General features: G+C 64.7%; 16 protein-coding genes, 2 tRNA genes and 1 pseudogene. 6 read left to right on the plus strand and 13 right to left on the minus strand.

Translation table 11 applies throughout. The features are described 5' to 3' along the window. Window positions 1-155 precede the first annotated feature (155 nt). The 3 genes from F8O07_RS00610 to F8O07_RS00620 are packed head-to-tail and all read right to left on the minus strand — an operon-like array spanning window position 156 to window position 2778. Complete coding sequence (locus F8O07_RS00610; protein WP_158030254.1) at window positions 156-782, minus strand: DNA-directed RNA polymerase subunit beta; 627 nt, start codon at window positions 780-782, stop codon at window positions 156-158. Beyond that, complete coding sequence (locus F8O07_RS00615) at window positions 779-2266, minus strand: MFS transporter (RefSeq protein ID WP_158030255.1); 1488 nt, start codon at window positions 2264-2266, stop codon at window positions 779-781. The genes F8O07_RS00610 and F8O07_RS00615 overlap by 4 nt, the downstream gene beginning before the upstream one ends. Next, the gene (locus F8O07_RS00620; protein ID WP_158030256.1) at window positions 2263-2778 is read right to left on the minus strand and encodes a MarR family winged helix-turn-helix transcriptional regulator; all 516 of its coding nucleotides are present in this window, start codon (window positions 2776-2778) and stop codon (window positions 2263-2265) included. The genes F8O07_RS00615 and F8O07_RS00620 overlap by 4 nt, the downstream gene beginning before the upstream one ends. Window positions 2779-2888: 110 nt before the next feature. On the opposite strand from F8O07_RS00620, the gene F8O07_RS00625 reads away from it, so the two are divergent. Then, window positions 2889-2961 (plus strand) — tRNA-Lys (locus F8O07_RS00625). Between the two features lie 187 nt (window positions 2962-3148). Here F8O07_RS00625 and F8O07_RS10815 read toward each other — a convergent pair. Further along, window positions 3149-3343 (minus strand): annotated as a pseudogene (locus F8O07_RS10815) (hypothetical protein); the annotation flags it as partial. Beyond that, complete coding sequence (locus F8O07_RS00635) at window positions 3340-4017, minus strand: hypothetical protein (RefSeq protein ID WP_158030257.1); 678 nt, start codon at window positions 4015-4017, stop codon at window positions 3340-3342. The pseudogene F8O07_RS10815 and the gene F8O07_RS00635, both read right to left, overlap by 4 nt. A 52-nt stretch (window positions 4018-4069) precedes the next feature. On the opposite strand from F8O07_RS00635, the gene F8O07_RS00640 reads away from it, so the two are divergent. The 4 genes from F8O07_RS00640 (at window position 4070) to F8O07_RS00655 (ending at window position 9657) form a co-directional block, all read left to right on the plus strand. Next, window positions 4070-5296: a HipA domain-containing protein gene (locus tag F8O07_RS00640; RefSeq protein WP_158030258.1), complete on the plus strand. Its 1227-nt coding sequence runs from the start codon at window positions 4070-4072 to the stop codon at window positions 5294-5296. Then, window positions 5289-6116, plus strand: a complete 828-nt coding sequence (locus F8O07_RS00645; RefSeq protein ID WP_158030259.1) for an HIRAN domain-containing protein — start codon at window positions 5289-5291, stop codon at window positions 6114-6116. The genes F8O07_RS00640 and F8O07_RS00645 overlap by 8 nt, the downstream gene beginning before the upstream one ends. Before the next feature lie 669 nt (window positions 6117-6785). Further along, complete coding sequence (locus F8O07_RS00650) at window positions 6786-8795, plus strand: potassium transporter Kup (RefSeq protein ID WP_225733111.1); 2010 nt, start codon at window positions 6786-6788, stop codon at window positions 8793-8795. A gap of 139 nt (window positions 8796-8934) precedes the next feature. Beyond that, window positions 8935-9657, plus strand: a complete 723-nt coding sequence (locus F8O07_RS00655) for a DUF805 domain-containing protein (RefSeq protein WP_158030260.1) — start codon at window positions 8935-8937, stop codon at window positions 9655-9657. 425 nt (window positions 9658-10082) lie between these two features. Here the strand turns inward: F8O07_RS00655 and F8O07_RS00660 are convergent, their stop codons facing one another. Genes F8O07_RS00660 through F8O07_RS00675 form a run of 4 tightly spaced genes read right to left on the minus strand, consistent with a single transcriptional unit; the run spans window position 10083 to window position 14381 of the window. After that, window positions 10083-11228, minus strand: coding sequence for a bifunctional 2-methylcitrate synthase/citrate synthase (locus F8O07_RS00660; RefSeq protein WP_158030261.1), 1146 nt, complete (start codon window positions 11226-11228; stop codon window positions 10083-10085). 24 nt (window positions 11229-11252) lie between these two features. Next, window positions 11253-12164, minus strand: a complete 912-nt coding sequence (gene prpB, locus F8O07_RS00665) for a methylisocitrate lyase (RefSeq protein WP_158030262.1) — start codon at window positions 12162-12164, stop codon at window positions 11253-11255. After that, window positions 12164-13705, minus strand: coding sequence for an MmgE/PrpD family protein (locus F8O07_RS00670; RefSeq protein WP_158030263.1), 1542 nt, complete (start codon window positions 13703-13705; stop codon window positions 12164-12166). Before F8O07_RS00670 ends, prpB begins: the two co-directional genes overlap by 1 nt. Further along, the gene (locus F8O07_RS00675; protein WP_158030264.1) at window positions 13686-14381 is read right to left on the minus strand and encodes a GntR family transcriptional regulator; all 696 of its coding nucleotides are present in this window, start codon (window positions 14379-14381) and stop codon (window positions 13686-13688) included. The genes F8O07_RS00670 and F8O07_RS00675 overlap by 20 nt, the downstream gene beginning before the upstream one ends. A 256-nt stretch (window positions 14382-14637) precedes the next feature. Here F8O07_RS00675 and F8O07_RS00680 point away from each other — a divergent pair, with 256 nt between their 5' ends. After that, complete coding sequence (locus F8O07_RS00680) at window positions 14638-16596, plus strand: acetate--CoA ligase (RefSeq protein WP_158030265.1); 1959 nt, start codon at window positions 14638-14640, stop codon at window positions 16594-16596. A 137-nt stretch (window positions 16597-16733) separates the two neighbouring features. On the opposite strand, the gene F8O07_RS00685 is transcribed toward F8O07_RS00680, so the two are convergent. The 4 genes from F8O07_RS00685 to F8O07_RS00700 form a co-directional block, all read right to left on the minus strand. Then, on the minus strand, window positions 16734-18494 hold the full coding sequence (locus F8O07_RS00685) for a SulP family inorganic anion transporter (protein WP_158030266.1): 1761 nt from the start codon (window positions 18492-18494) through the stop codon (window positions 16734-16736). Window positions 18495-18543: 49 nt separating this feature from the next. Beyond that, window positions 18544-18616 (minus strand) — tRNA-Thr (locus F8O07_RS00690). A gap of 98 nt (window positions 18617-18714) precedes the next feature. Next, the gene (locus F8O07_RS00695; RefSeq protein WP_158030267.1) at window positions 18715-20298 is read right to left on the minus strand and encodes an alpha/beta hydrolase; all 1584 of its coding nucleotides are present in this window, start codon (window positions 20296-20298) and stop codon (window positions 18715-18717) included. Then, window positions 20295-21464 (minus strand): DNA polymerase III subunit delta', encoded by a 1170-nt coding sequence (locus tag F8O07_RS00700; RefSeq protein ID WP_158030268.1) that lies wholly within the window; start codon window positions 21462-21464, stop codon window positions 20295-20297. Before F8O07_RS00700 ends, F8O07_RS00695 begins: the two co-directional genes overlap by 4 nt. Window positions 21465-21470 lie beyond the last annotated feature (6 nt).

Raw genomic sequence — 21470 nt, forward strand, 5'->3', positions numbered from 1 at the left:
TCTCTCGGGGAGGCAGCCGATCGGCACGTCATCGCCCTCGATCAGAAGTGGTGTGGCCAGGCCGCGAACGCCTCTCGGCGGAAGGCCGCTCGAAGCGGCAAAAGTTGGAGCCCGGGGTTACACGACCTGGCCAGCTCCCGTTGCCGAGAGCCATGTCAGTCTAGGGCATCCTGCGTCCAGAGCACAGCCCCCCTGCGAAAGACCACGACCATGTCGGTGAGCGTCCCGGCCTGGCGGGTGAGTCGTGCGGCCGCATCCGGCTCGGTGAGCTCGATCACGTCGACGTGCGCCAGGCAGCCGGCCGCGAGAACGCTGCAGAACGCCGCCGCCTGCATCAGAGCCAGGTGGAAGTCACCGCTGAAGACGCCCCGCAGGATGCGTTCGCTGAGTCGCTGCACTTCGAGCACCTGTGCGGGCGTGTCGAGCCCGGTGACGATCGGGTCTGCGGTGCTCAGCCGCCGGGCCCCGAGGTCGTAGAGCGCGGTCACCTCTTCGGTCGACGCCATGATGAGGCTGCGCAGCAGATAGATGCGCCAGAGCACGCCGGGCAGACTCTCGGCAGAGGCGGTCGCCCAAAGCTCCGTGATCGTTTCGACGCCGTGCTCGTCGGTGTAGTGAGACAGGCGTTTGAGCACGTTCTCATCGTCCATGCCTCGAGCCCGAGCCATCAGAGTTCGGGCGGTCTCATGAGCTAGGCGGTAGACCGCCGCCGGGTCGGCTGCGCCTTCGATTCTTTCGAACTCCCCGTCGCCGAAGAGCACGGGTCTGTGGTGTTCTCTCACCGCTCCAGTGTATGCGGAGGCCTCTGCCGCCGCTGCACTCGGCGACGCCGTCCGAGCCTGTCGACGTCGATCACGGCGATCTCGGTCGTCACGGTCGAGACCGGCTGAGTGACAGGCTGCCGATCGCCGTCGTCACCGGCCCCCGCGTGCTCGGCTCTGGGCTTCGAGGCGGCCGCAAGATCGACATCCGCCGGCGTGCGAGCCTCACCCCCGTCAAGCTCGATGACGAAGGCATGACGCAGCCCGCCGTCGGGGTTTCGGTGCAGACGGCCATGGTGCGTGAGAAAGAGCCACCAGGCCGCCGCTCCTGCTGCTGCCAGACCCGAGGCTGCGGCGACGACCAACGACCAGCGGGGGCCGAACGTGTTCGCCACCCAGCCGACCAGCGGTGCGCCGAACGGGGTTCCGCCCATCAGCAGCGCCATGTAGAGCGCCATCACACGGCCGCGCACGGTGGGGGCACTGGTCAGCTGCACGTAGCCGTTGGCGCTGGCGAGAATGGTCTGCGTGCACAGCCCCAGCGCGACCAGTGCGATCGCGAAGGTGAGCAGCGTCGGGGCGAAGGCGGCTCCGAGCATGACGAACCCGAAGCCGACGGCACCGAGCATCACGCTGCGCAGCCGAGGCCGTTCGAGAGAGGCGCTGATGAGCGCACCGACGAGCGAGCCGATGCCGAGCACCGACGAGATGACGCCGTACTCCTGCGCCCCCTGCTGATACGTGACGGTGACCATCGCCGAGAGCAGAACCGGAAAGTTCATGCCGAAGGTGCCGATCAAGAAGATCATCAGCATCACGAGCTGCAGATCGGAGCGTCCGCGCACGTAGCGGATGCCCTCGAGGATGCCGCTGGTGCGCGCCGTCTTGGGCGTGGTCGCGACGGGTTCGCCGTAGTAGTCGCGAGGACGAATCAGCAGCAGCGCCGCGATCACCCCGACGAAGGTGAATCCGTTGATCACGAACACCCAGCCCGCGCCGACGATGGCGATGAGCACACCGGCGACGGCCGGGCCGGCCATGCGCGAGAGGTTGAACGACGTGGAGTTGAGCGCGACCGCGTTGCCGACCGCTCCACGGGGAACCAGGTCGCTGACGAACACCTGACGGGCCGGGGTGTCGAACGCACTGACGACGCCGAGAGCAAGGGCGAAAGCATAGATGTGCAGCAGATCGGGGCTGCCGAGCAGCACCCAAGCACCCAAGGCGAAGCCGAGCAGCCCCATGACGATCTGGGTCACCAACAGCACACGACGACGCTGGAACCGGTCGCACACCATTCCGGCCAGCGGCGTCAACAGGAGCTGCGGGCCGAACTGCAGGGCCGTGATGAGGCCGACGGCAGCCGCGTCGTGGTCAGTGAGCTGGGTCAGAACGATCCAGTCTTGGGCCGTGCGCTGCATCCACATGCCGACGTTCGAGACCAGCGCGCCGGCGAACCAGCAGCGATAGTTGCGCACCGCGAGCGAGCGAAAGGTCGAGATCATCGGGCGGCGACCTCGCTGAGGTATGCGGCGGCGCGGCCGAGCTCGGCGCGCTGCTCGGCGGTGAGAGCCGCGAGCTGCCGCCCGAGCCATTCGTCGCGGTGAGCCCGGGTGCGGTCGGCTTCGGCTCGGCCGGATGCCGTGATGCGCAGTCGCGTCACGCGACGGTCGGTCTGTGACTGCTCGCGCTCGACGAGACCGGCCTCGACCAGATGCGACACAGTGCGGTTCATCGACGGAGGGCTGACCATGACGATCTCGGCCAGCGAGCCCAGCGTCTGCTCGCCGCTGCGGTCGAGGGTGAGCAGCACGGTCAGCTGAGCCGGAGTGACACCACCGGGGTTCTCTGAGCGCAGCCGCCGGTTGATACGAGCCACAGCAGTGCGCAGCTCTTCGGCGAGGTCGGCGATCGTGCGGAGCGAGGCGGAGTCAGAGCCGTCAGCGATCGCCGGAGCCGGCGGAGTCGACTGGGGCCGCGGTCGGGAGACAGGTTCAGAGGCAGGAGAGACACTCATGTTGGCTACAACACTAGACAATTAGTTAGCCTAAGTAAATAGGAGCGCTGGTAGCGAAAGGTTCGGCGATTGTGGCACAATGATGGGCGGTGCGCCGCAAAGCGCACTGGGCCCCTCTAGCTCAATCGGAAGAGCAGCGGACTTTTAATCCGCGGGTAGAGAGATCGAAACTCTCGGGGGGCACAAGAAGGCCGGAATTACGCGGGAGTAGCGCCCTCGGTGTCGTTGCTTTTCGCGTGATCCCGCGCTTTCCCCCACTTTGGATCGCGGCCTGCAGTGCTGCGGCAGCGGCCGAGGTGTCGAGCTTCCTGCGCAAATACACGTCTTCGGTCATGCTCGGCCGTGCGTGCCCGAGGTAGTCGGCGATGGCACTGGCACTGAGACCGGCGGCGTCGAGCGCCGTCGCGACGGTCTTTCTGAACGCGTGTGTCGTGAGTTCTGGGTATCCGAGGGCGGCGCGACACGCCCGGAGCTGCTTGTTCACGAGAGATGGGTCTCGTGGTTTGTCGTGGCTGGCTGGGAACACGAGGTCTGAGAGCACGACCCGGTCTGCCAGGAGTTTCACGGCGTCGGCTGGCAGGGTGATTGTGCGGCGGCTCTGGTCGGTCTTGTCAGATCATGCCCTCGCCTGGCACGCGGGCGGGTGTAGCGGCCACTGTGAGCGTCCCGGCGTCGAGGTCGATGTTCATCCCACCGGAGTGCGCACGCTTCGCCTACACGCAGCCCTGTGGCGAGCAGGAGCAGCAGCAGCAGGTCTGTGAGGTCGCGTTCGGCGACGAGTTTGTTCGTGGCGATCGCTGTGCGCAGTGCTGGTACTTCGCCTGGTGGGATTGCTTGCGCGCCGGCCGGGCGTGGTCGCTTCATCTTCGGTAACATGCGCATCGGGTTCTGGTTGAGCGCGCCGTCTTCGATTGCGATGTCGGACGCACCCGAGAGCACCGATCTCGCGGTCTTCGCGATGCCCGCTCCCCTGCTCGTGGCGGTAGAGCGCAACCACTTCACAATGCGTCCAGGCCTGACCTCGAGTAGCGTCGGCTCGCCGCAGCCGTCGGGCCCAGTGATGACGCCGGCTACTGAGTCGTAGCTGCCGATGGTTGCTTGTGCGGTGTCGGTGTCTTGACGTTTGCGCTCGGTGAACCGGTCGACGAGATTAGCGACGGTCGTGACCGTAGTCGTGTCCACGGGGCGCCACGGCTGCTGCTGCAACGCCCGCACACGGCGCCGGTGGAGAAGAGACACGTCTGGGCCATTCTGAGCCTATCCAGCAGGCCATGAGCACGGCGCTGGACTGGTGCTGGTCGACGCCAGACATCGCGAGAAGGGCAAGTGGTCGTACGGGGCCTTCGCCGCGACGAACGATCAAGATTCTGAACACTCAAACAGGAAGTGGAAGGTTGCCCTCGCGCAGGCTGGTTTCATTCTCGATCACGCCGAGCAGGTTGCTGGGGCGAGATGGCAAGAAGAGCGTCGATCGACAGACAACCCATGGGCACTGCAGCGTGGCCCAGAGCGTGGTCTTGGCACGGCCGCCTGTCTCGTGCAGCTACTTGCATCATGCCATACTGATTCAGTGACGGCAGTGGAACGATCGGATATCTCCCGCTGGGAGGTTTATGAAGATGAGCCACAGGGGAAGCATGTTAAGAAATGGCTATTCAACCCTCAGGAATCAGGCTCGTCGCATTGGCTCTTCAAACCAGTTCGAGTGAACCCTGGGACTGGACCTACAGCTGAAGACTTCGCCGAAGTGTTCGCTACCAGAATCGCTCGAGCCCTAGGTATCCCTGCGGCTCGAACTGAGCTAGTCACGTACAAGGGTAAAGCTGGGACGATCTCTGAGAATATCCGCCCGAAGGACTACATACTGACGGCAGGGGGCACATGGCTAGATCTCGGTTTTCCATATGCTGCGAGAAGCGCTGCGAAGATTGCAGGCACCCATCGCGCCAGAGTGCTCCCGGGGTATGGGTATGCGCATCTAGCCTCGTCTCTTCATGCGGTGGGCACGCCTCCGTCATGGGACGGCTCTCCGGAGGTGGACGGCTACACCCTGTTCTCCGGATATCTTCTTCTGGACGCAATCATTGCGAACACCGACCGTCATGACAGCAACTGGGCGATCTTACAACCCGCAGTCGCGAAAGAGGGTAGCTGTGATCGCCTAGCTCCATCGTTTGACCACGGCTCATCATTGGGACAGCAGCTGACGGATGACCAACGTCTTAGGATCTTGAACGGCGCAGCCGATGTTGATTACTTGAGTTGGTGCAGTAAGGGCAAAGCAAGCAGCTTCGACCACGGCCCAAACCCCACCCCGACACTCGTGGACTACTTTCTGGCAGCGTCCCGACTCGCCCAGCAGGACCAGATCAACAGGTGGCTGGCCCAGCTAAACTCAGTCTTGAGTTCCGACGCGCTTGATGAGATCTTAGATGATTACCCAAGCATGTCAGTGGTCACGCGTAAGTTCATGAGAGCAGTAGTACGGACAAATGTGAGGAGGGTCTTAAATGGCTAACAAATCACCGGCATATCCAATCGACCTTGCCCCTGAAGGTGACACTAAACGGCAGCTTATCGTTACTTGGCAGAATATTGACACTAGAGCAATCGAGCCTATCGGCCTTCTGACGAACGCGGGAGACGAGTTTCGTTTTGAGTACTTTGAGAGCGCAAAATCTGTTCTAGGTTTCCGCCCTTTCCCTGGATTTAAGGATTTTGATCACGTCTACACGGCAGAGGAGCTATTTCCTCTGTTCAGCAGTCGAGTCCTATCAAGCACCCGCCCTGACTACCAAGAGTATGTGGAGAAGCTGGACCTCCAAGTCTCAGATGCAACTCCTTGGGAGCTTCTAACTAGGTCAGAAGGTAAGACTGCTGGGGACACCATTCAGCTTTTCCCTGTTCCGCGACGCCGCGGTCAGGAACTTGAGCTGGACGTTCTGATTGCAGGCAGCCGCCACATGACTAAGAAAAAAGTGATTCCTGAAGGTGCAGCCCCTGTCGGAAACTACCCGCCAGAGGATTTCGAGTCCCTTTTGTCGGAGATTTCTCCTGGAGACCAGCTATCGCTGGTCCGGGAGACAGACAACAATGCCGGTCGCGCTTATGCGCGTCTCGTATTGAAAGACACAGTAGACCCCATCGGCTATTTGCCTGATTGGATTGCAAAAGAGTTCGAGCAGCACATCGACAAAGGCGAAGTGTCTTTGACCGTCACCCGGGTGAATCCAGCCCAGGCCGGATGGCATTTGCGAATTCTGGGTAATCTCCGTGTACATACTGACGCCTCTGATCTCTTCCGGGGCGAGCAATGGATGAGCGCGTACGCTGCATAGTGACGATCGAGAGGCTATGGCTCAACGTGGTTAGCGACGTTGGTAAGCTCTCGGCAACATTAAATCCTGACCTCGGGTAGTTGCACCTAGCACCTCCTGTGCTGCAATGTCGTGCCGAGATCCGCCTTGTACGGCGATCCGCACAGGGCAGGCAGACGGATCACCTATCAAGGTCACTGGGTGGCTTTGATGTGCACGCCGCCAGTGAATACGCCAGCAAAGGTGACCTAAAGGGCACGGCCCCGGCATCCACGCGATGGTCGATGGGTCTCATCCCGAGCCGTATCTCAGCTGCTCGAGAGGAGGGCGATGAGTCACGGGCGAACGTCCCCCACTTTTCCCGCACATTGCCTGAGGGCAGAGGGCAAACGGCCGCAACAGGTGAGACGGTCAGCCCGTTTTTCATGAGGGCAGTGCGACTCTCGAGCAACCACCCGGAACCGCTTCGAGGGCTGGTTATGTTCTCCGCGGGTAGAGAGATCGAAACTCTCGGGGGGCACGTCACGAAGGCTCCTCTCCCCAGCGTTTACGCGGGAGAGGGGCCTTCTTGCGCATCCGGCGCACTCTTGGCCGAGCAGCCTGCCACGAGAAGCCGCCCGATATCCGCCTCATTCGTCCGGTCTGCTGCTCGAAACCGCGTTCAGTGTCGCTTCCGTGACACGCCGTGCGATGCAGACGACGCACCCCGCCAGTGGCAAGATGGCGATCATGTTCGCCTCGCGCAGAAACACCGGTGAGAGTCATCCGTACACCGGCCCCGTCACGACGCAGATGACCGCACTGACGGCATCGAAGCGCGGTCCAATCGCTGCGCTCACCCTCGGTGCCATCGGCATCGTGTTCGGCGACATCGGCACGAGCCCGCTGTACACGCTGCGCACGGTACTGCGCTCTCACTCCGACGCCGACATCAACGAGCAGAGCGTGCTCGGCGTCATCTCAATGATCATTTGGTGCCTGATCGTCATCGTCACAGTGACATACGTCGGCATCATCACACGAGCCGACAACCAGGGCGAGGGCGGCATCATCTCACTCGCCGCCATGATTCGACGCAAGAACGGACGCGGTGCTCGCGTCTCCGGGTTCGCGATCGCAGTCGCCGTGGTCGGCGCCGGGCTCTTTCTGGGAGACTCCATGATCACCCCGGCCATCTCGGTGATGAGCGCGTCGGAGGGTCTTTCGGTGGCAGACCCCGACTTCGGATCCTGGGTCGTGCCGATCTCAGTGGTGATTCTCGCCCTGCTGTTTCTCGTGCAGCCTCGGGGCACCGGACGCATCGGCAAGGCCTTCGGCCCGATCATGGCGTTGTGGTTCGTCGTGCTCGCCGTGCTCGGCGTCGGCTGGCTCGCCACCGACCCCAGCGTGCTGCGAGCGCTCTCACCGACGTACGCGCTCTCCTTCGCAGCCGCACACCCATGGGTCGCGTTCATGGCTCTCGGAGCGGCTGTGCTCGCCGTCACAGGCGCCGAGGCTCTCTATGCCGACCTCGGGCACTTCGGCCGACGTCCGATCGTGCTCGGCTGGCTGATGTTCGCCTTCCCGGCACTGTTGCTGAACTACCTCGGCCAGGGTGCGATGCTGCTTCATGATCCTGACGCGCTCAGCAGTCCGTTCTTCCGCATGGCGCCGAGCTGGGCGCTGGTGCCGATCGTCGTGCTGGCAACGCTGGCGACGGTGATCGCCTCGCAAGCCGTGATCTCGGGCGCCTTCTCGATCGTGCGCCAGGCTGTTCGTCTGAGCCTGCTGCCGAGGCTCAAGATCGTGCAGACCTCACGCAGCAACGCCGGACAGATCTATCTGCCGGCGGTCAACGCGCTGCTGCTGGTCGGCGTGCTCGCCTTAGTGCTCGGATTCGGATCTTCCGAACGGCTCGCCTCTGCCTACGGGCTCGCGGTGACCGGCACCCTGGTGCTCGAGCTGACGCTCTTCTTGGTCTTCGCCCGCACGGTCTGGCAGTGGTCGTGGCCGGCCATCGCAACGATGGCGGTGCTCATCGGCGGGCTCGAGCTGCTGCTGCTGGCGGCGAACTCACTGAAAGTGATCACCGGCGGATGGCTGCCGCTCACGATCTCAGCGATCTTCGTCGTCATCATGTTCACCTGGAGCCGCGGCTCGAAGATCGCCTTCGGCCGACGCCACGATATGGAGGGGCCGATCGGCGACCTCGTCGACGAGGTGCGCTGCGGCGGCATCGACCGCGTGCCCGGAGTGGCCGTCTACCCACATGGCGACATCGCGACCACGCCGCTGGCTCTGCGCGCGAACATCGACTTCACGCACGTGCTGCACGAGCATGTCGTCATCGTCTGCGTGCGCAGCCTGGGAATTCCGCATGTGCCGGTCGACCAGCGGATCGTCGTAGACAATCTCACCGACACAGAGGACGGCATCGTACAGCTGCGCTACCAAGTCGGTTTCAACGATTCGCAGAACATCCCTGCTGCGCTTGAGCAGTCCCGTGGTCTCTCACCCGAGCTCGAGATCGATCCGTCGACGGCGACCTACGTGCTCTCTGTGTTCCGCATCGAGCCCGGTGCGACAGAGCACGTCGCGCACTGGCCTCGGTGGCAGCGCCGCCTCTTTCGTGCGCTTGAGCGGCTGTCGACGAACCGCACGCAGGCGTTTCACCTGCCGCCAGAGCGCACTGTTGTCATGGGGGCCGAGCTGCAGGTGTGATCAGTGCTCGGCAGTGATCACCGGATCGCCCCGAGGCCACACCGACCCCTCGCGATCACAGCCGGTCACTGGTCTCCCCTGCCCGCTCGCTGTTAGGCTGCTGGGCAACGACTGGCTGATACCTGAGAAAGGCACTGACATGACCATTCCTCCTCCTTATGAGCCTCCGGCGTCGCCAAACGGCCCAAAGCCGGCCGATGGCAGTGGCCAGCAGCCGCCACAGCCACCGCGTCCCCCGCAGCCACCACAGTATGCCGCGCCCCAGCCTCCCCAGGCCGGAGGCCCCCAGCAGCCGCAGTACGGCGCACCGAGCCAGTACGGTCAGCCGCCCCAGCAGCCTCCGCAGCCGCCCCAGTACGGCGGCCCGCAGGGATACGGGCAGCCCTCGGGGCCGCTCGGCGCAAGCGATCCCGACGACCTCACCCTCCCGCTCTACGGTGCGACGATCAAGCAGGCGGTCGTCCGCTGGCTCAAGAACTACGTGAACTTCTCAGGGCGTGCCAGCCGCAGCGAGTTCTGGTGGGTCATGCTGGTCAACGCCGTGATCTCGTTCGTGCTGAGCGTGCTGACGGGGGTCGGCTCACGCACCGAGGTCTCGACCGTGCGCGTCGGCGACCAGCTCATGACCACCCAGCAGTCCGTGCCCGGGCCGTTCGGCATCGCTGTCACCGTGATTCTGGTGCTTTACAGCCTGGCCGTGCTGCTGCCCACACTCGGACTCGTCTGGCGCCGCTTCCATGACACCGACAAGTCGGGCGCCTTCTACTTCCTGTCGCTGATCCCGTTCGCCGGCGGCATCATCGTGATCGTGCTGCTCGCCCTCGACTCCAAGCCCGAGGGCGCACGGTTCGATCGAAGGTAGCTCCCTCCGAGCTGCCGCCGGCCGTTGGAGCTGCGGCAGCCGGGCATGACACAGGCCGGGTCAGACATCAACGAATGATGTCTGCCCCGGCCTTTTCGTCTGTCTGCATCGCGTTCAGGTCATTTGTGCAGAACGAACACCCGTCGAGACATCGAGACATGGAACTTGGCATGTCTCGACGGGGAGGGCAGTCATATGGCATGTCTCGATGGCGCAGCAGCAGACGACGAACGCCATACCGTGGGCCACAGTCTCAGGCAGACAGGCGCCCAGCAGCCAAGCGCCCAAGCAGACAGGAAAAGGGCGGGATGCGGCATCCCCCGATTCCGCATCCCGCCCGTCTGTAGGCGTCACCCACGCTCATGCCCAAGTGACGCCGGTCTGTGAGTCGCGGCCCCGTTCGATTCGGGTGCCGCAGTGCAAGCCTAGCCCTCGAAGCCCGGCACGTGCCGCTCGTCGACGCCGTTGTACAGCGAGAGCGGACGAATCAGCGCGTTGCTCGCGCGCTGCTCGATGATGTGCGCCGTCCAACCGGTGACGCGGGCCGCCACGAAGATCGGCGTGAACGTCGGAATGTCGAACCCGAGCAGAAAGTACGCTGGGCCGGCCGGGTAGTCGAGGTTCGGCTTGATGCCCTTGGCCTCGTCGACCTCTTTTGCCAGCGCGTCATAGAGACGCTTCAGGTCGTCGCGGTCGTAGCGCTCGATCAACTCGAGCGTCGACTGCTGCATGGTCGGCACGCGCGAGTCGCCCTTCTTGTAGACGCGATGCCCGAAGCCCATGACCTTGCGCTTCTCAGAGAACGCCTGAGTCAGCCAGTCGTGCGCGGCCTGCTCGATCTCGACGCCCTGCTGCTCGGCCTGCGCGTTGATCTCGTTGAAGATGTGCAGCACCGCCTCGTTCGCTCCGCCGTGCAGCGGCCCCTTCAGCGCTCCGATCGCGCCGGTGACCGCCGAGTAAAGGTCGCTCAGCGTCGAGGTGATGACGCGGGCGGTGAAGGTCGACGCGTTGAACGAGTGCTCTGCGTACAGAATCAGCGACACCCTGAATGCGTCGACCTCGAAGTCGTCGGGCTCCTTGCCGAAGGTCTGCCAGAGAAAGTTCGCCGAATAGTCGAGATCGGCGTTCGGCTCGACGTATGCCTCGCCGCGGCGGCGGCGCTGATCGTATGAGACGATCGACGGAAGCTTCGCGAAGAGGTTCACCGCTTTCTCGAGCTCCGCCTCGGGCGACTCGTCAGCCGTCTTGGGGTCGTTCGCACCGATCACGCTGACGGCCGTGCGCACGACATCCATCGGATGCGAGTCAGTCGGCAGCGAGTCGATGACGGCTTTGACGTTCGCATCGAGACCGCGCAGCGAGCGCTCGGTCGACACGAACTCGGCGAGCTGCTCGTCGTTGGGCAGCTCACCGTGCCAGAGCAGATAGGCGACGGCCTCGAACGACTGCGTCGCAGCGAGCTCCTGCACTGGGTAGCCGCGGTAGAGCAGCGAGTTCGTCTCGGGGTTCACCTTCGAGATGGCGGTGTAGTCGACGGGCACACCGGCCAGGCCCTTGTAGATCTCAGTCATGATTGTCTCTTTCGAAAATGCGGATCAGTGGTAGTTGTCGCGCTCGACGTCGAAGTTGAACACCGAGGTGTCGAACTCGCTGTAGGCCGGGTAGTCGACCAGCTCGTAGAGGTCGGCTCGGGTCTGCATGTGCTCGACCTGCGAGCTCAGGCTGCCTTCGCTGATGATCGCGTCGAGCCCGCGCTCAGCGGCGCCCAACGCCAGTCGCTGCAGCGAGACCGGGTAGATCACCAGGTTGAACCCGAGATCCTGCAGCTGCTGATTCGTGAACAGCTCGCTCTTGCCGAACTCAGTCATGTTCGCCAGCAGGGGCACGTCGACCGCCTGGCGGAACGCCTCGAACTCGCCCAGATCTCTCAGGGCCTCCGGAAAGATGCCGTCGGCACCCGCGTCGACCAAGGCCTTCGCCCGGTCGATGGCCGCTTCAAGCCCCTCAGACCCTCTGATGTCGGTGCGCGCCAGGATCACCAGGTTCTCGTCGCGGCGCGCCTCGACGGCGGCATGGATTCGATTGACCGCCGTCGCCTGATCGACGACGGCTTTGCCGTCAAGGTGGCCGCATCGCTTCGGGTTGACCTGATCTTCGATGTGGATGCCGGCGACGCCCGCATCTTCGAGCTCCTGAACCGTGCGGGCCACGTTCATGGGTTCGCCGAAGCCGGTGTCGGCGTCGACGAGCACCGGCAGATCGGTCGAGCGCGCATAGGTGTGCACGCGGCCGGCGACCTCGGTGAGCGTCGTCAGGCCGATGTCGGGAAAGCCGAGATCGTTGGCGAGCACGCCGCCCGACGCATAGACACCTTCGAAGCCTTTGCGCTCGATCAGCCGCGCCGAGAGCGCGTTGAACGCACCTGGCAGCCGCTGCAGCCGGCCGCTGGCCAGCCCGTCGCGAAAGGCTCGGCGCTTCGCCTCGGGGGTGACTTTCGAGTACAACATCAGAAGATTCCCTTCGGGTCGTTGACGCTCTCGAGCAGGCCGGGCCTGGCCACGATGGTCAGCTCGCCCAGCTCGTCGGCAGTCAGAGTGTCAAGGCGCTGAGCGACATCGAGGAAGCGCTCGATCTCGCTGGGCTCGAGCACGGGCTCGGCGAGGGTCTTGAACTTCTGGATGTAGTTCTCTCGCTGGAACGGGCGTGCGCCCAGCGGGTGCGCGTCGGCGACGGCGATCTCTGCCGTGATGTGCGAACCGTCGGCGAGCTCGATCTCGGCGCGACCGCCGAAGGCCTTCTCATCAGGATCGATCGAATGGTAGCGACGGGTCCACTCGGCATCCTCTTCGGTGGTGATCTTGTGCCACAGCTGCACGGTGTCAGGCCGACCGGCGCGCTCGGGAGCATAGGAGTCGACGTGGTGCCAGCGGCCGTCCTGCAGTGCGACTGCGAAGATGTACGGAATCGAGTGGTCGAGCGTCTCACGGCTCGCGGTCGGGTCGTACTTCTGCGGGTCGTTCGCGCCCGAGCCGATCACGTAGTGCGTGTGGTGCGAGGTGTGCAGCACGATCGACTTGACGTTCGCAGGGTTCGCCAGTTCCGGGTGCTCGTTGTGCAGCTTGCGGGCGAGATCGATCCAGGCCTGCGCCTGGTACTCGGCTGAGTGCTCCTTGGTGTAGGTGTCGAGAATGCCGCGCTTGACCTCACCGCGCTCGGGAAGCGGAACCGAGTAATGCGCGTCGGGGCCGTCCAGCATCCACGCAATCACGCCGTCCTCGCCTTCGTAGATGGGCTCGGGGCTGGTCTGGCCGCGCATCGCACGGTCGACCGCCTCGACGGCCATCTTCGCGGCGAACGCCGGGGCATGCGCCTTCCAGGTCGAGATCTGTCCCTTGCGAGACTGACGCGTCGCGGTGGTGGTGTGCAGCGCCTGGCCGATCGCCTGGAAGATCACCTCGGGATCGAGATGCAGCAGCGTGCCGAGGCCGGCGGCGATCGACGGGCCGAGGTGGGCCACATGGTCGATCTTGTGTTTGTGCAGGCTGATCGCGCGCACCAGGTCGACCTGGATCTCGTAGCCGGTGGCGATGCCGCGCACGACGTCGTGGCCGGAGACCTGTGCGCTGCGGGTGCCGGTGACGTGCTGCGCCACGGCGATCATCGCGGGGATGTTGTCGCCGGGGTGCGAGTACTCAGCCGCGAGGAAGGTGTCGTGATAGTCGAGCTCGCGCACGGCGACGCCGTTGGCCCAGGTGGCCCACTCTGGCGAATAGCGCTTGGGAATGGGCAGGCCGAAGACCGTCGAGCCGCCCCGCGTGAACGGGTGAGCCTTTGCCTGTGCGCGAGCGGAGACGATCGGGGCGCGCAGCAGCGATGCCGCGGCCACCGAGGCGTTGTCGATCACACGGTTGATGACCTCGTCGGTCACCTCCTGGCTGACCTCGACGGGGTCAGCGGCGACCTCGGCGATCTTCCAGGCGAGCTGATCTTTGCGAGCCAGGTTCTCTTCGCTCTTGTACACACGGACGTCATGCTGTCTCACGAGCATCTCCTTCATCTGGGCTGACGGCGTCAGCGGAGTGGGTCTCGAGACTGGCGGCCTTCGCCAGTCGGTGGGAAAGACTGTTATAGAGGTGCACGTGCGTGGCGTGCGCAGCGAGGTCGCCGTCGCCGTCGATGATCGCCTGCACGATGAGCGCGTGCTCGCGGGCGGCGTCCATGAGTCGGGCGCGATCGCTGCGCGCCATGTGGCGGATGCGAGCGAGATGCGTGCGCACCGTCGCCATCGCCGAGACCAAGTAGGGATTCCGCACGGCGTGGTCGAGGGCGTCGTCGAGGCGGTTGACGAGTTCGTAGTAGTCGTGCCGGTTGCGGTCACGGGTGTTGAGCAGATCGCTGACGTGCTGGAAGTCCACGAGCAGCGCTCGGAACACGTCGACGTCACGATTGCGTGCGGCGAGTCGAGCAGCCTGGCATTCCAGGGCCAGACGCACGTCATAGAGCTCGCTGATGTTCTCGAACGAGACCTCTGAGACCTCGACGCCGCGTGGCCGCTGCACCGCCAAGCCCTCGCTGATCAGCTGCCGCAGGGCCTCGCGAACCGGGGTGCGGGAGATGCCGAGGCGCACTGCCTGCTCGACCTCGCCCAGCACCGTGCCCGCGGGCAGATCGCCGTTGGTGATCTCTTCACGGAGAGTCTGATACGCCCGGTCACCTGCGCGCATGATCCCCTCCTTCGGTCATCGTCGATCGATCGCCATCAGTGTATACACAAATCACACGTCAATGTATACACAATTTCGCAAAAGCCCGTCATCTCCCGCGATCAAGCGCCATATTTGGCACATTTCATCTGCAGTTCATCGATGATGTTTGCATCTGTGTATACAACGTCGGTATATTGATCCCATGCTTCGAGGATGAGGCGCCACAGAGTCGTCGTGTCGGCATCCTCAGGAGGTACTCAATGAGGAGGACACGATGAACATCACGCGTGACCAGGTGCGTGAGGGAGCCTACGGGCGGGCGTACCAGCAGAGCATCCAGGATCCAGAGTCGTTCTGGCTCGACGCCGCCAAGGCCGTCGACTGGCATTCAGAGCCCACGCAGGCTCTCGATTCGTCCAACGATCCGGAATATCAGTGGTTCCCGAACGGCACACTGAACGTCGCATATAACGCGCTCGACCGACACATCGAGGCCGGCCGCGGCGACCAGAAGGCGCTGATCTACGAATCGGCGGTCACCGACAAGTCGCGCACGTACACCTATAACGAGCTGCGCGACGAGGTCGCTCGCTTCGCCGGCGTGCTGGCCTCCCACGGCGTCGGCCTCGGCGACCGCGTCGTCATCTACATGCCGATGATCCCCGAGGCGCTGATCGCCTCGCTCGCCTGTGCTCGACTCGGAGCCGTGCACTCCGTCGTGTTCGGCGGGTTTGCCGCCAAGGAACTCGCCACCCGCATCAACGACGCGAAGCCGAAGGTGCTCGTGACCGCCGACGGCGGCATCGAACCGAACCGCATCGTCGAGTACCTGCCGATCGTCGCCGAGGCCATCGCCCTCTGCGACCACTTCGTCGACTCGATCATCGTCAAAGACCGCCCAGAGATTCCCGGCGGTGCGAAGGACGGCACCGACTGGGTCGCCGACCTCATCGAGACCGAGTGGTACGACTGGGACGACGAGATGGCCCATGCGGCACCGCACAAACCGGTGCCGGTCGTCTCGACGCATCCGCTGTACATTCTCTACACCTCGGGCACCACCGGCGCGCCGAAGGGCGTCGTCCGTGACACCGGCGGCTACGCCGTGTCTCTGGCCTGGACGATGAAGAACCTCTACAACATCGAGGCCGGTCAGGTCATGTGGACGGCGTCGGACGTCGGCTGGGTCGTCGGGCACAGCTACATCATCTACGGCCCGCTGCTGGTCGGTGCGACCACCGTCGTCTACGAGGGCAAGCCCGTCGGCACGCCGGATGCCGGCCAGTTCTGGCGCATCATCGAACGTCACAAGGTGCGTTCGTTCTTCACTGCACCCACAGCCATCCGCGCAGTGCGCAAAGAGGATCCTCACGCCGAGCTCGTGAAGCAGTTCGACATCTCGTCGCTGCAGGCGCTCTTTCTCGCCGGCGAGCGCACCGATCCCGACACCTATCACTGGGCGGTCGCCAACATCCACCCGAAAGTGGTCGACCACTGGTGGCAGACCGAGACGGGCTGGGCGATCACCGGTAACTTCATCGGTCTGCAGCCGGTCGAGTCTCGGCCGGGATCGTCCGGGCTGCCCACCCCCGGCTACAACGTGCAGATCGTCGACGACGAGGGCAACCCTGTGCCGAACATGGGCGAAGGCAACATCGTCATCAAACAGCCGATGCCGCCGGGAACGCTGACCACGCTCTGGCGCCGTCACAAGCGCTACCAGCGCTGCTACCTGAAGCCGTTCCCGGGCTACTACCTCACCGGGGATTCCGGGTACATCGACCGTGAAGGCTACGTCTATGTGATGGGCCGCACCGACGACGTGATCAACGTCGCCGGCCACCGCCTCAGTACCGGTCAGATGGAGGGCATTCTGGGTGCGCATCCGGCTGTCGCCGAGGCGGCGGTCATCGGGGCCGCCGATGCGCTCAAAGGAGAGAAACCGTTCGGGTTCGTCGTGCTCAAGCACGGGTTCGACAGCACCGAAGAGGTGCTGCGCAAAGAGCTCGTGCAGAAGGTGCGCAAAGAGCTCGGCGCCGTCGCGGCGTTCAAAGACGTGGTCGTCGTCGAGGGGCTGCCCAAAACGCGCTCCGGCAAGATCCTGCGCAAGAACCTGCGACAGATCGTCAACGGCGAGAAGCTGATCGTTCCGCCGACCATCGAAGACACGGCCACGCTGACGCTCGTGCAGATCGCCGTGCACAACTACGAACGCGAGAAGGAGACCGCCTGATCGCCCACTGACTGCGTTGAAGTCGGCGCACTCCCGTGCCCCTGGTCAGGCATCGGGCACTGCACCGCCCAGATCGGCTGCACACCGTGACCGGTGCGCTGCAGGGCCGACTTCAGCGCGAACCACGCCGGCCCGGCTCACTTCGGGGGATGTTGAGTCGGGCCGGTCTCTTGATCAGACCCTGCCTCATGCTCTTCAGCGATGTCGGTGCGCAGGCTTCCGGTAATGGCATCCACCGCCGCTCCCACGGTGGGAGCGAACCGGCCGGTCTCTTCGAAACGCTCACCGGCTCCGAACCGGATGAGCTGATCCTTCATCGGCCCACGAGCCTCGGCAAGAACCAGCCGAACTCCCTGTTGAGTGAGTTCGTCGTCAAGAGCCGCGATCGCATCTGCAGCGGTGATGTCGACTCTGGTCACCGGCTCAGCCGCCAGAATCAGCGTGTGTACCGGCGGGTCGCGAGGCCGATCTGCCAGCTCCTGAACGAATGCGGTGAACAATCCGCTGTTCGCGAAGATGAGCGGCGCATCGAAGCGTGCGATCGCGATGCCGGGCAGTCTTCTGCCCTCGGGGTGCCTGGTGAGGTCATGGTAGCCGCGCACCCCTGGGACCAGCCCCAGCTCGGTGCGATACGGACGACGCGTCTGATTGATGAACGCGAGGAGTGAGAGGCCTACCGCGATCGCGACGCCTTCGAGCACACCGAACGCAACGACGCCGGCCGTCGTCGCAAGGCTCAAAAGGGCCTCGATCGGGCTGCGCCGCACGAGCCTGAGCACATCACGGGCCGAGAACATCGTCGCAGTGGCGGCGATCACCACCGCCGCAAGGGCGGCTTCTGGCAGGTAGGCGGTCACCCCGGGCGCAAGCAGGATAAAAACGATGAGCAGCAGTGCCCCGACGACCGATGAGAGCTGCGTCCGCCCGCCCACCGACTGCACGACTGGGGTGCGTGACGACGAGCCCGAGACCGGAAACCCGCCGAACAGACCAGTCGAGACGTTTGCGACGCCGACAGCGATCATCTCACGATTGCTGCTGACGTGACTGCCGGTTCGCGCCGCAAACGTGCGAGAGAGGATGCTTGTGTCGGCAAACGCGATCAGGGCGATGCCCATCGCCGGAACGGCCAGTTCGACCAGGTCGCTCGGAAGTAGCCCGCTCAGTGTCGGATGCGGCAGCCCAAATGGCAGCGCTCCGACGACGTCGACGGCGGACTGCAGCCCGAGGGCAGCGACTGCGACCGTTGCCAGCCCGATCACAAGAAACGCCGAGGGGATCGTCTTCGCGATCAGACGCAGCAAGATCATTGCTGCGATTGAGGCCAGTCCGATGGTCAACGCGGCCCAGGCGATGTGGCCTGCTCTCAGATTGGCGAGAGTCGCCGGCAGCGCACTCAGCGGCGAGCCCGAAGGGTCGTCGACGCCCAGCAGATTCGGCAGCTGGCTCAGCATGATCACGATGACGATGCCGTTGAGATAGCCGATACGAATGGGCTTCGAGAGAAAATCGGCGAGGAACCCCAGACGCATGAGACCGCCCAGCAGCATGAGCGCACCGATGATGATCGCAAGCAGCCCGGCCAATGCGACGACGCGCTGTGGACTGCCAGCCGACAGCGGCACGATCGCTGCAGCGATCATTGGCGCCAGCGATGAGTCCGGACCGAGCACGAGGATTCTGGACGGCCCCACCACTGCATAGACCAGAAGGGGAACGATGCTCGCATAGAGTCCGGTAACCGGCGGCAGGCCGGCGACCTGCGCGTACCCCATGCCAGCAGGAATGAGCAGTGCGGTGAGCGTTGCACCCGCCAGCAGATCGTGACGCAGCCACGGCAGTCGATAGCGCCCGGCCGTCTGCAGGCCGGGCAGCCAGCGTGCCAAGCGGGGGTTCATGGATTCAGCCTACGTGGCAGGCAGAAAGGAAACACAGAGAAGATTCGAGAGCCACCTGCGAGAATCGAACTCGCGACCCCTTCATTACGAGTGAAGTGCTCTACCGACTGAGCTAAGGTGGCCAATGCCTCGCGGCACCGCCGAACAGACTACCAGAAGTTCAGCCGGATTCACCATTCGCAGCACGACGCGCAGCACGACTTGCGGCGCGGCTTGCGCACTACTCGCAGCGCAGCCCGTCGGCCGGCTGCTCACCGGAGACGAGAAAGCGCTCGACCGCACGCGTGATGCAGGCCGACGCCATGCTGTTGTAGGCGGTGTGCCCCTCACCCACGTTCGTGACGAGAAAACCGTGGTCGAGCTGGTCGGCCAGCGACTGCGCCCAGGCGTACGGCGTCGCCGGGTCGCCGGTCGTGCCGATCACCATGATGGGCGCCGAGCCGGTCGCGCTGACCTTGTGCGGCGCTCCCGTGGGCGGCACCGGCCACCCACTGCACATCGCCGTGCCATTTGCCTGGAACTGCCCGAACACCGGCCCCGCCGCCCGGATGCGCTCGTTCAGCCGCTGCACGCCTTCTGGAGTCTGGTCGGCGGGCAGGTCGATGCAGTTGACCGCAGTGAGCACCTCGGTGGAATTGTCTTCGTATGTGCCGTCGGCCGAGCGCGAGTTGTACTGATCGGCCAAAGCCATCGCACCTCGGGCGTCGCCCTGACTCACGCTGGTGATCGCCCGAGCCAGCGTGCCCCACTGCGAGCGCGAGTACAGCGCCGAACTGATCGCGGTCACCATGGTGTCACTGCCCAGCTGACGACCGTCTGCCACTGACAGCGGATGCTGGTCGAGCCCGCCGACCAGTGCGGCCAGCTGTGTGGCGGCTTCGTCTGCAGTGCCGGTGAAGGGGCAGGAGGCGTTCGAGACGCAGTTCTGCAGGAATGACCGCGCCGCCGATTCGAACCCGCCGACCTGCTCGACGAGCATGTCTTCGGCCGACAGCGAGGGGTCGACGGCCCCATCGAGCACGAACGCCCCGACTCGATCAGGGAAGAGATCGGCGTACGTAGCGCCGATCCGCGTTCCATACGAATAGCCGAGGTAGTCGAGCTGCGGCTGCCCCATGGCGGCTCGAAGCACGTCGAGGTCACGGGCGACGCTTGCCGTGTCGACATGCCCGAGCAGCGGGCCGGTGTTGGCCTGGCAGGCCGCACCGAACGCTTTCGAACTCGCCTCTGACTCGGCGATGTATGCCGGGGTGCCTCGCTGCGCAGCCGGCAGGTCGTAGAGGTAGTGATCCATCTGCTTCGCATCGACACAGCGCACCGGCGTGGACTTGCCTGCGACGCCTCGCGGGTCGAAGGTCACGATGTCGAACTCACGCTGCAGCGCAGACCCGAAGAAGTAGTCGCGGTACGACTTGTCGGTGGCGTACTGCAGGGCTGGAGCCCCGGGGCCACCGGGGTTCATCACCAGTGCCCGGTGATGCCCGCTGCCGTCGGCAGCCTTTCGGGCGAGAGCGACCGAAACGGTGTCGCCCTGCGGCTGCGACCAGTCGAGCGGCAGCGTGAGCGCCGCGCAGTCTGCGCCGTCGCCGCAGTCTGACCAGTCGAGCTGCTGGCTGTAGAACTGCTGCAGCTCGGCGGGCACACCCTGCGTCGGGTCGAAGTCGTCGGCCGCACCGGAGTTCGGGTCCGATCCCGAGACGACCGGACCGAGGGCGCATCCGCCAAGAGAGAGCGCCAGCGCAACGAGACCGGCGAGCGCGGCCAGCAGCGGTCTCGTTCGAGCCGACCGGCCCGCCCGGGTCACTGCAGCACCCCCGGAACGAGACTCGCCAGATATGCGTCGAGCACGAGGGCCGGCGAGACGTTGTGCGCCAGCTGGCCTCTCGCCTGCTCGGTGGCGTCGATGCCGTGCAGCAGCTGAGCCTCGGTGTAGCGCCGTGCGAAGGTCTGCAGCTCGTCGATCAGGTCGCCGTTGATCAGCTGCTGCCCGCTGCCCAGCTTCGACAGCAGCGCGTCTCGCAGCAGCGCCTGCGCATCGGTGAGCACCCGGTCGACGCCGTCGGCCAGCGCGCGCTTCGAGCGACGCTTCCAGTTGTCTTCGGCCTCGCGCAGCTGCGAGCGCAGCTTCGGCGGCACCCGGTCGTCGGGGCCGAGCCCCATCTGACGCATCAGCTTGGCGCGTTCCTGCTGCTCTTCGTCGCCGACCAGCGCAGTGGCGTCGTCTTTGGCGATCTGCAGCAGCTGGCGCGAGACGGCCATGGCACGGCTGAGACTGTCGATGCTCAGGATGCCGGTGAGTGACGAGCGTCGCCGTTCACGGGCCGCAGAGTCGGTGGCCAGACGCCGCGCCATGCCGATGTGCGACTGCGCGGCTCGGGCGGCCAGCAGCGCCAGGTCGCGGCTCACGCTCGACTCGCTCGTGAGCAGATCGGCGATGGCGTCTGGAGAGGGCGTGCCCAGCCGCACGATGCGCACGCGCGAGCGGATGGTCGGCAGCAGATCGGCCTCGCCCGGTGCGCAGAGAATCCACACGGTGCGGTCGGGCGGCTCTTCGAGCGATTTGAGCAGCACGTTCGAGGTGTGCTCGCTCATGCGGTCGGCGTCTTCGATGACCTGGATGCGCCAGCGCCCCACCGACGGCGACAGCTGCGACTGGCGCACGATGTCACGCACCTCGTCGATGCTGATGATGACTTTATCGGTGCGCACCACTTGCACATCGGGGTGCGTGCCCGCCTCGACCATCACCCGCTGATGATCGGGATCGCTGGCGCCGATCGCTTGCAGCTCGGCGGCAAAGGCGAGCGCGGCGACCGACCGGCCCGACCCGGGCGGGCCGGTGAACAGCCAGGCGTGCGTCATCACTTTGGGGTCGTCGGCGTGCGCGATGGTGTGCTCGAGCTGGGCGACGACCTGCGGCTGGCCGACGAGTCGCCGACTCAGTGATGCGGATGCTGCGGGTGCGTTCATGTGTGG

The organism is Pseudoclavibacter sp. CFCC 13796 (assembly GCF_008831185.1).
Taxonomy (GTDB): Bacteria; Actinomycetota; Actinomycetes; order Actinomycetales; family Microbacteriaceae; genus Pseudoclavibacter_A.

Bases quoted from the DNA above. Each gene is read 5' to 3' on its own strand.
- F8O07_RS00615 (WP_158030255.1), bottom strand. From the start codon at position 2,266: ATGATCTCGACCTTTCGCTCGCTCGCGGTGCGCAACTATCGCTGCTGG.
- F8O07_RS00620 (WP_158030256.1), bottom strand. From the start codon at position 2,778: ATGAGTGTCTCTCCTGCCTCTGAACCTGTCTCCCGACCGCGGCCCCAG.
- F8O07_RS00645 (WP_158030259.1), top strand. From the start codon at position 5,289: ATGGCTAACAAATCACCGGCATATCCAATCGACCTTGCCCCTGAAGGT.
- F8O07_RS00650 (WP_225733111.1), top strand. From the start codon at position 6,786: ATGCAGACGACGCACCCCGCCAGTGGCAAGATGGCGATCATGTTCGCC.
- F8O07_RS00655 (WP_158030260.1), top strand. From the start codon at position 8,935: ATGACCATTCCTCCTCCTTATGAGCCTCCGGCGTCGCCAAACGGCCCA.
- F8O07_RS00660 (WP_158030261.1), bottom strand. From the start codon at position 11,228: ATGACTGAGATCTACAAGGGCCTGGCCGGTGTGCCCGTCGACTACACC.
- prpB (WP_158030262.1), bottom strand. From the start codon at position 12,164: ATGTTGTACTCGAAAGTCACCCCCGAGGCGAAGCGCCGAGCCTTTCGC.
- F8O07_RS00670 (WP_158030263.1), bottom strand. From the start codon at position 13,705: ATGCTCGTGAGACAGCATGACGTCCGTGTGTACAAGAGCGAAGAGAAC.
- F8O07_RS00675 (WP_158030264.1), bottom strand. From the start codon at position 14,381: ATGCGCGCAGGTGACCGGGCGTATCAGACTCTCCGTGAAGAGATCACC.
- F8O07_RS00680 (WP_158030265.1), top strand. From the start codon at position 14,638: ATGAACATCACGCGTGACCAGGTGCGTGAGGGAGCCTACGGGCGGGCG.
- F8O07_RS00685 (WP_158030266.1), bottom strand. From the start codon at position 18,494: ATGAACCCCCGCTTGGCACGCTGGCTGCCCGGCCTGCAGACGGCCGGG.
- F8O07_RS00700 (WP_158030268.1), bottom strand. From the start codon at position 21,464: ATGAACGCACCCGCAGCATCCGCATCACTGAGTCGGCGACTCGTCGGC.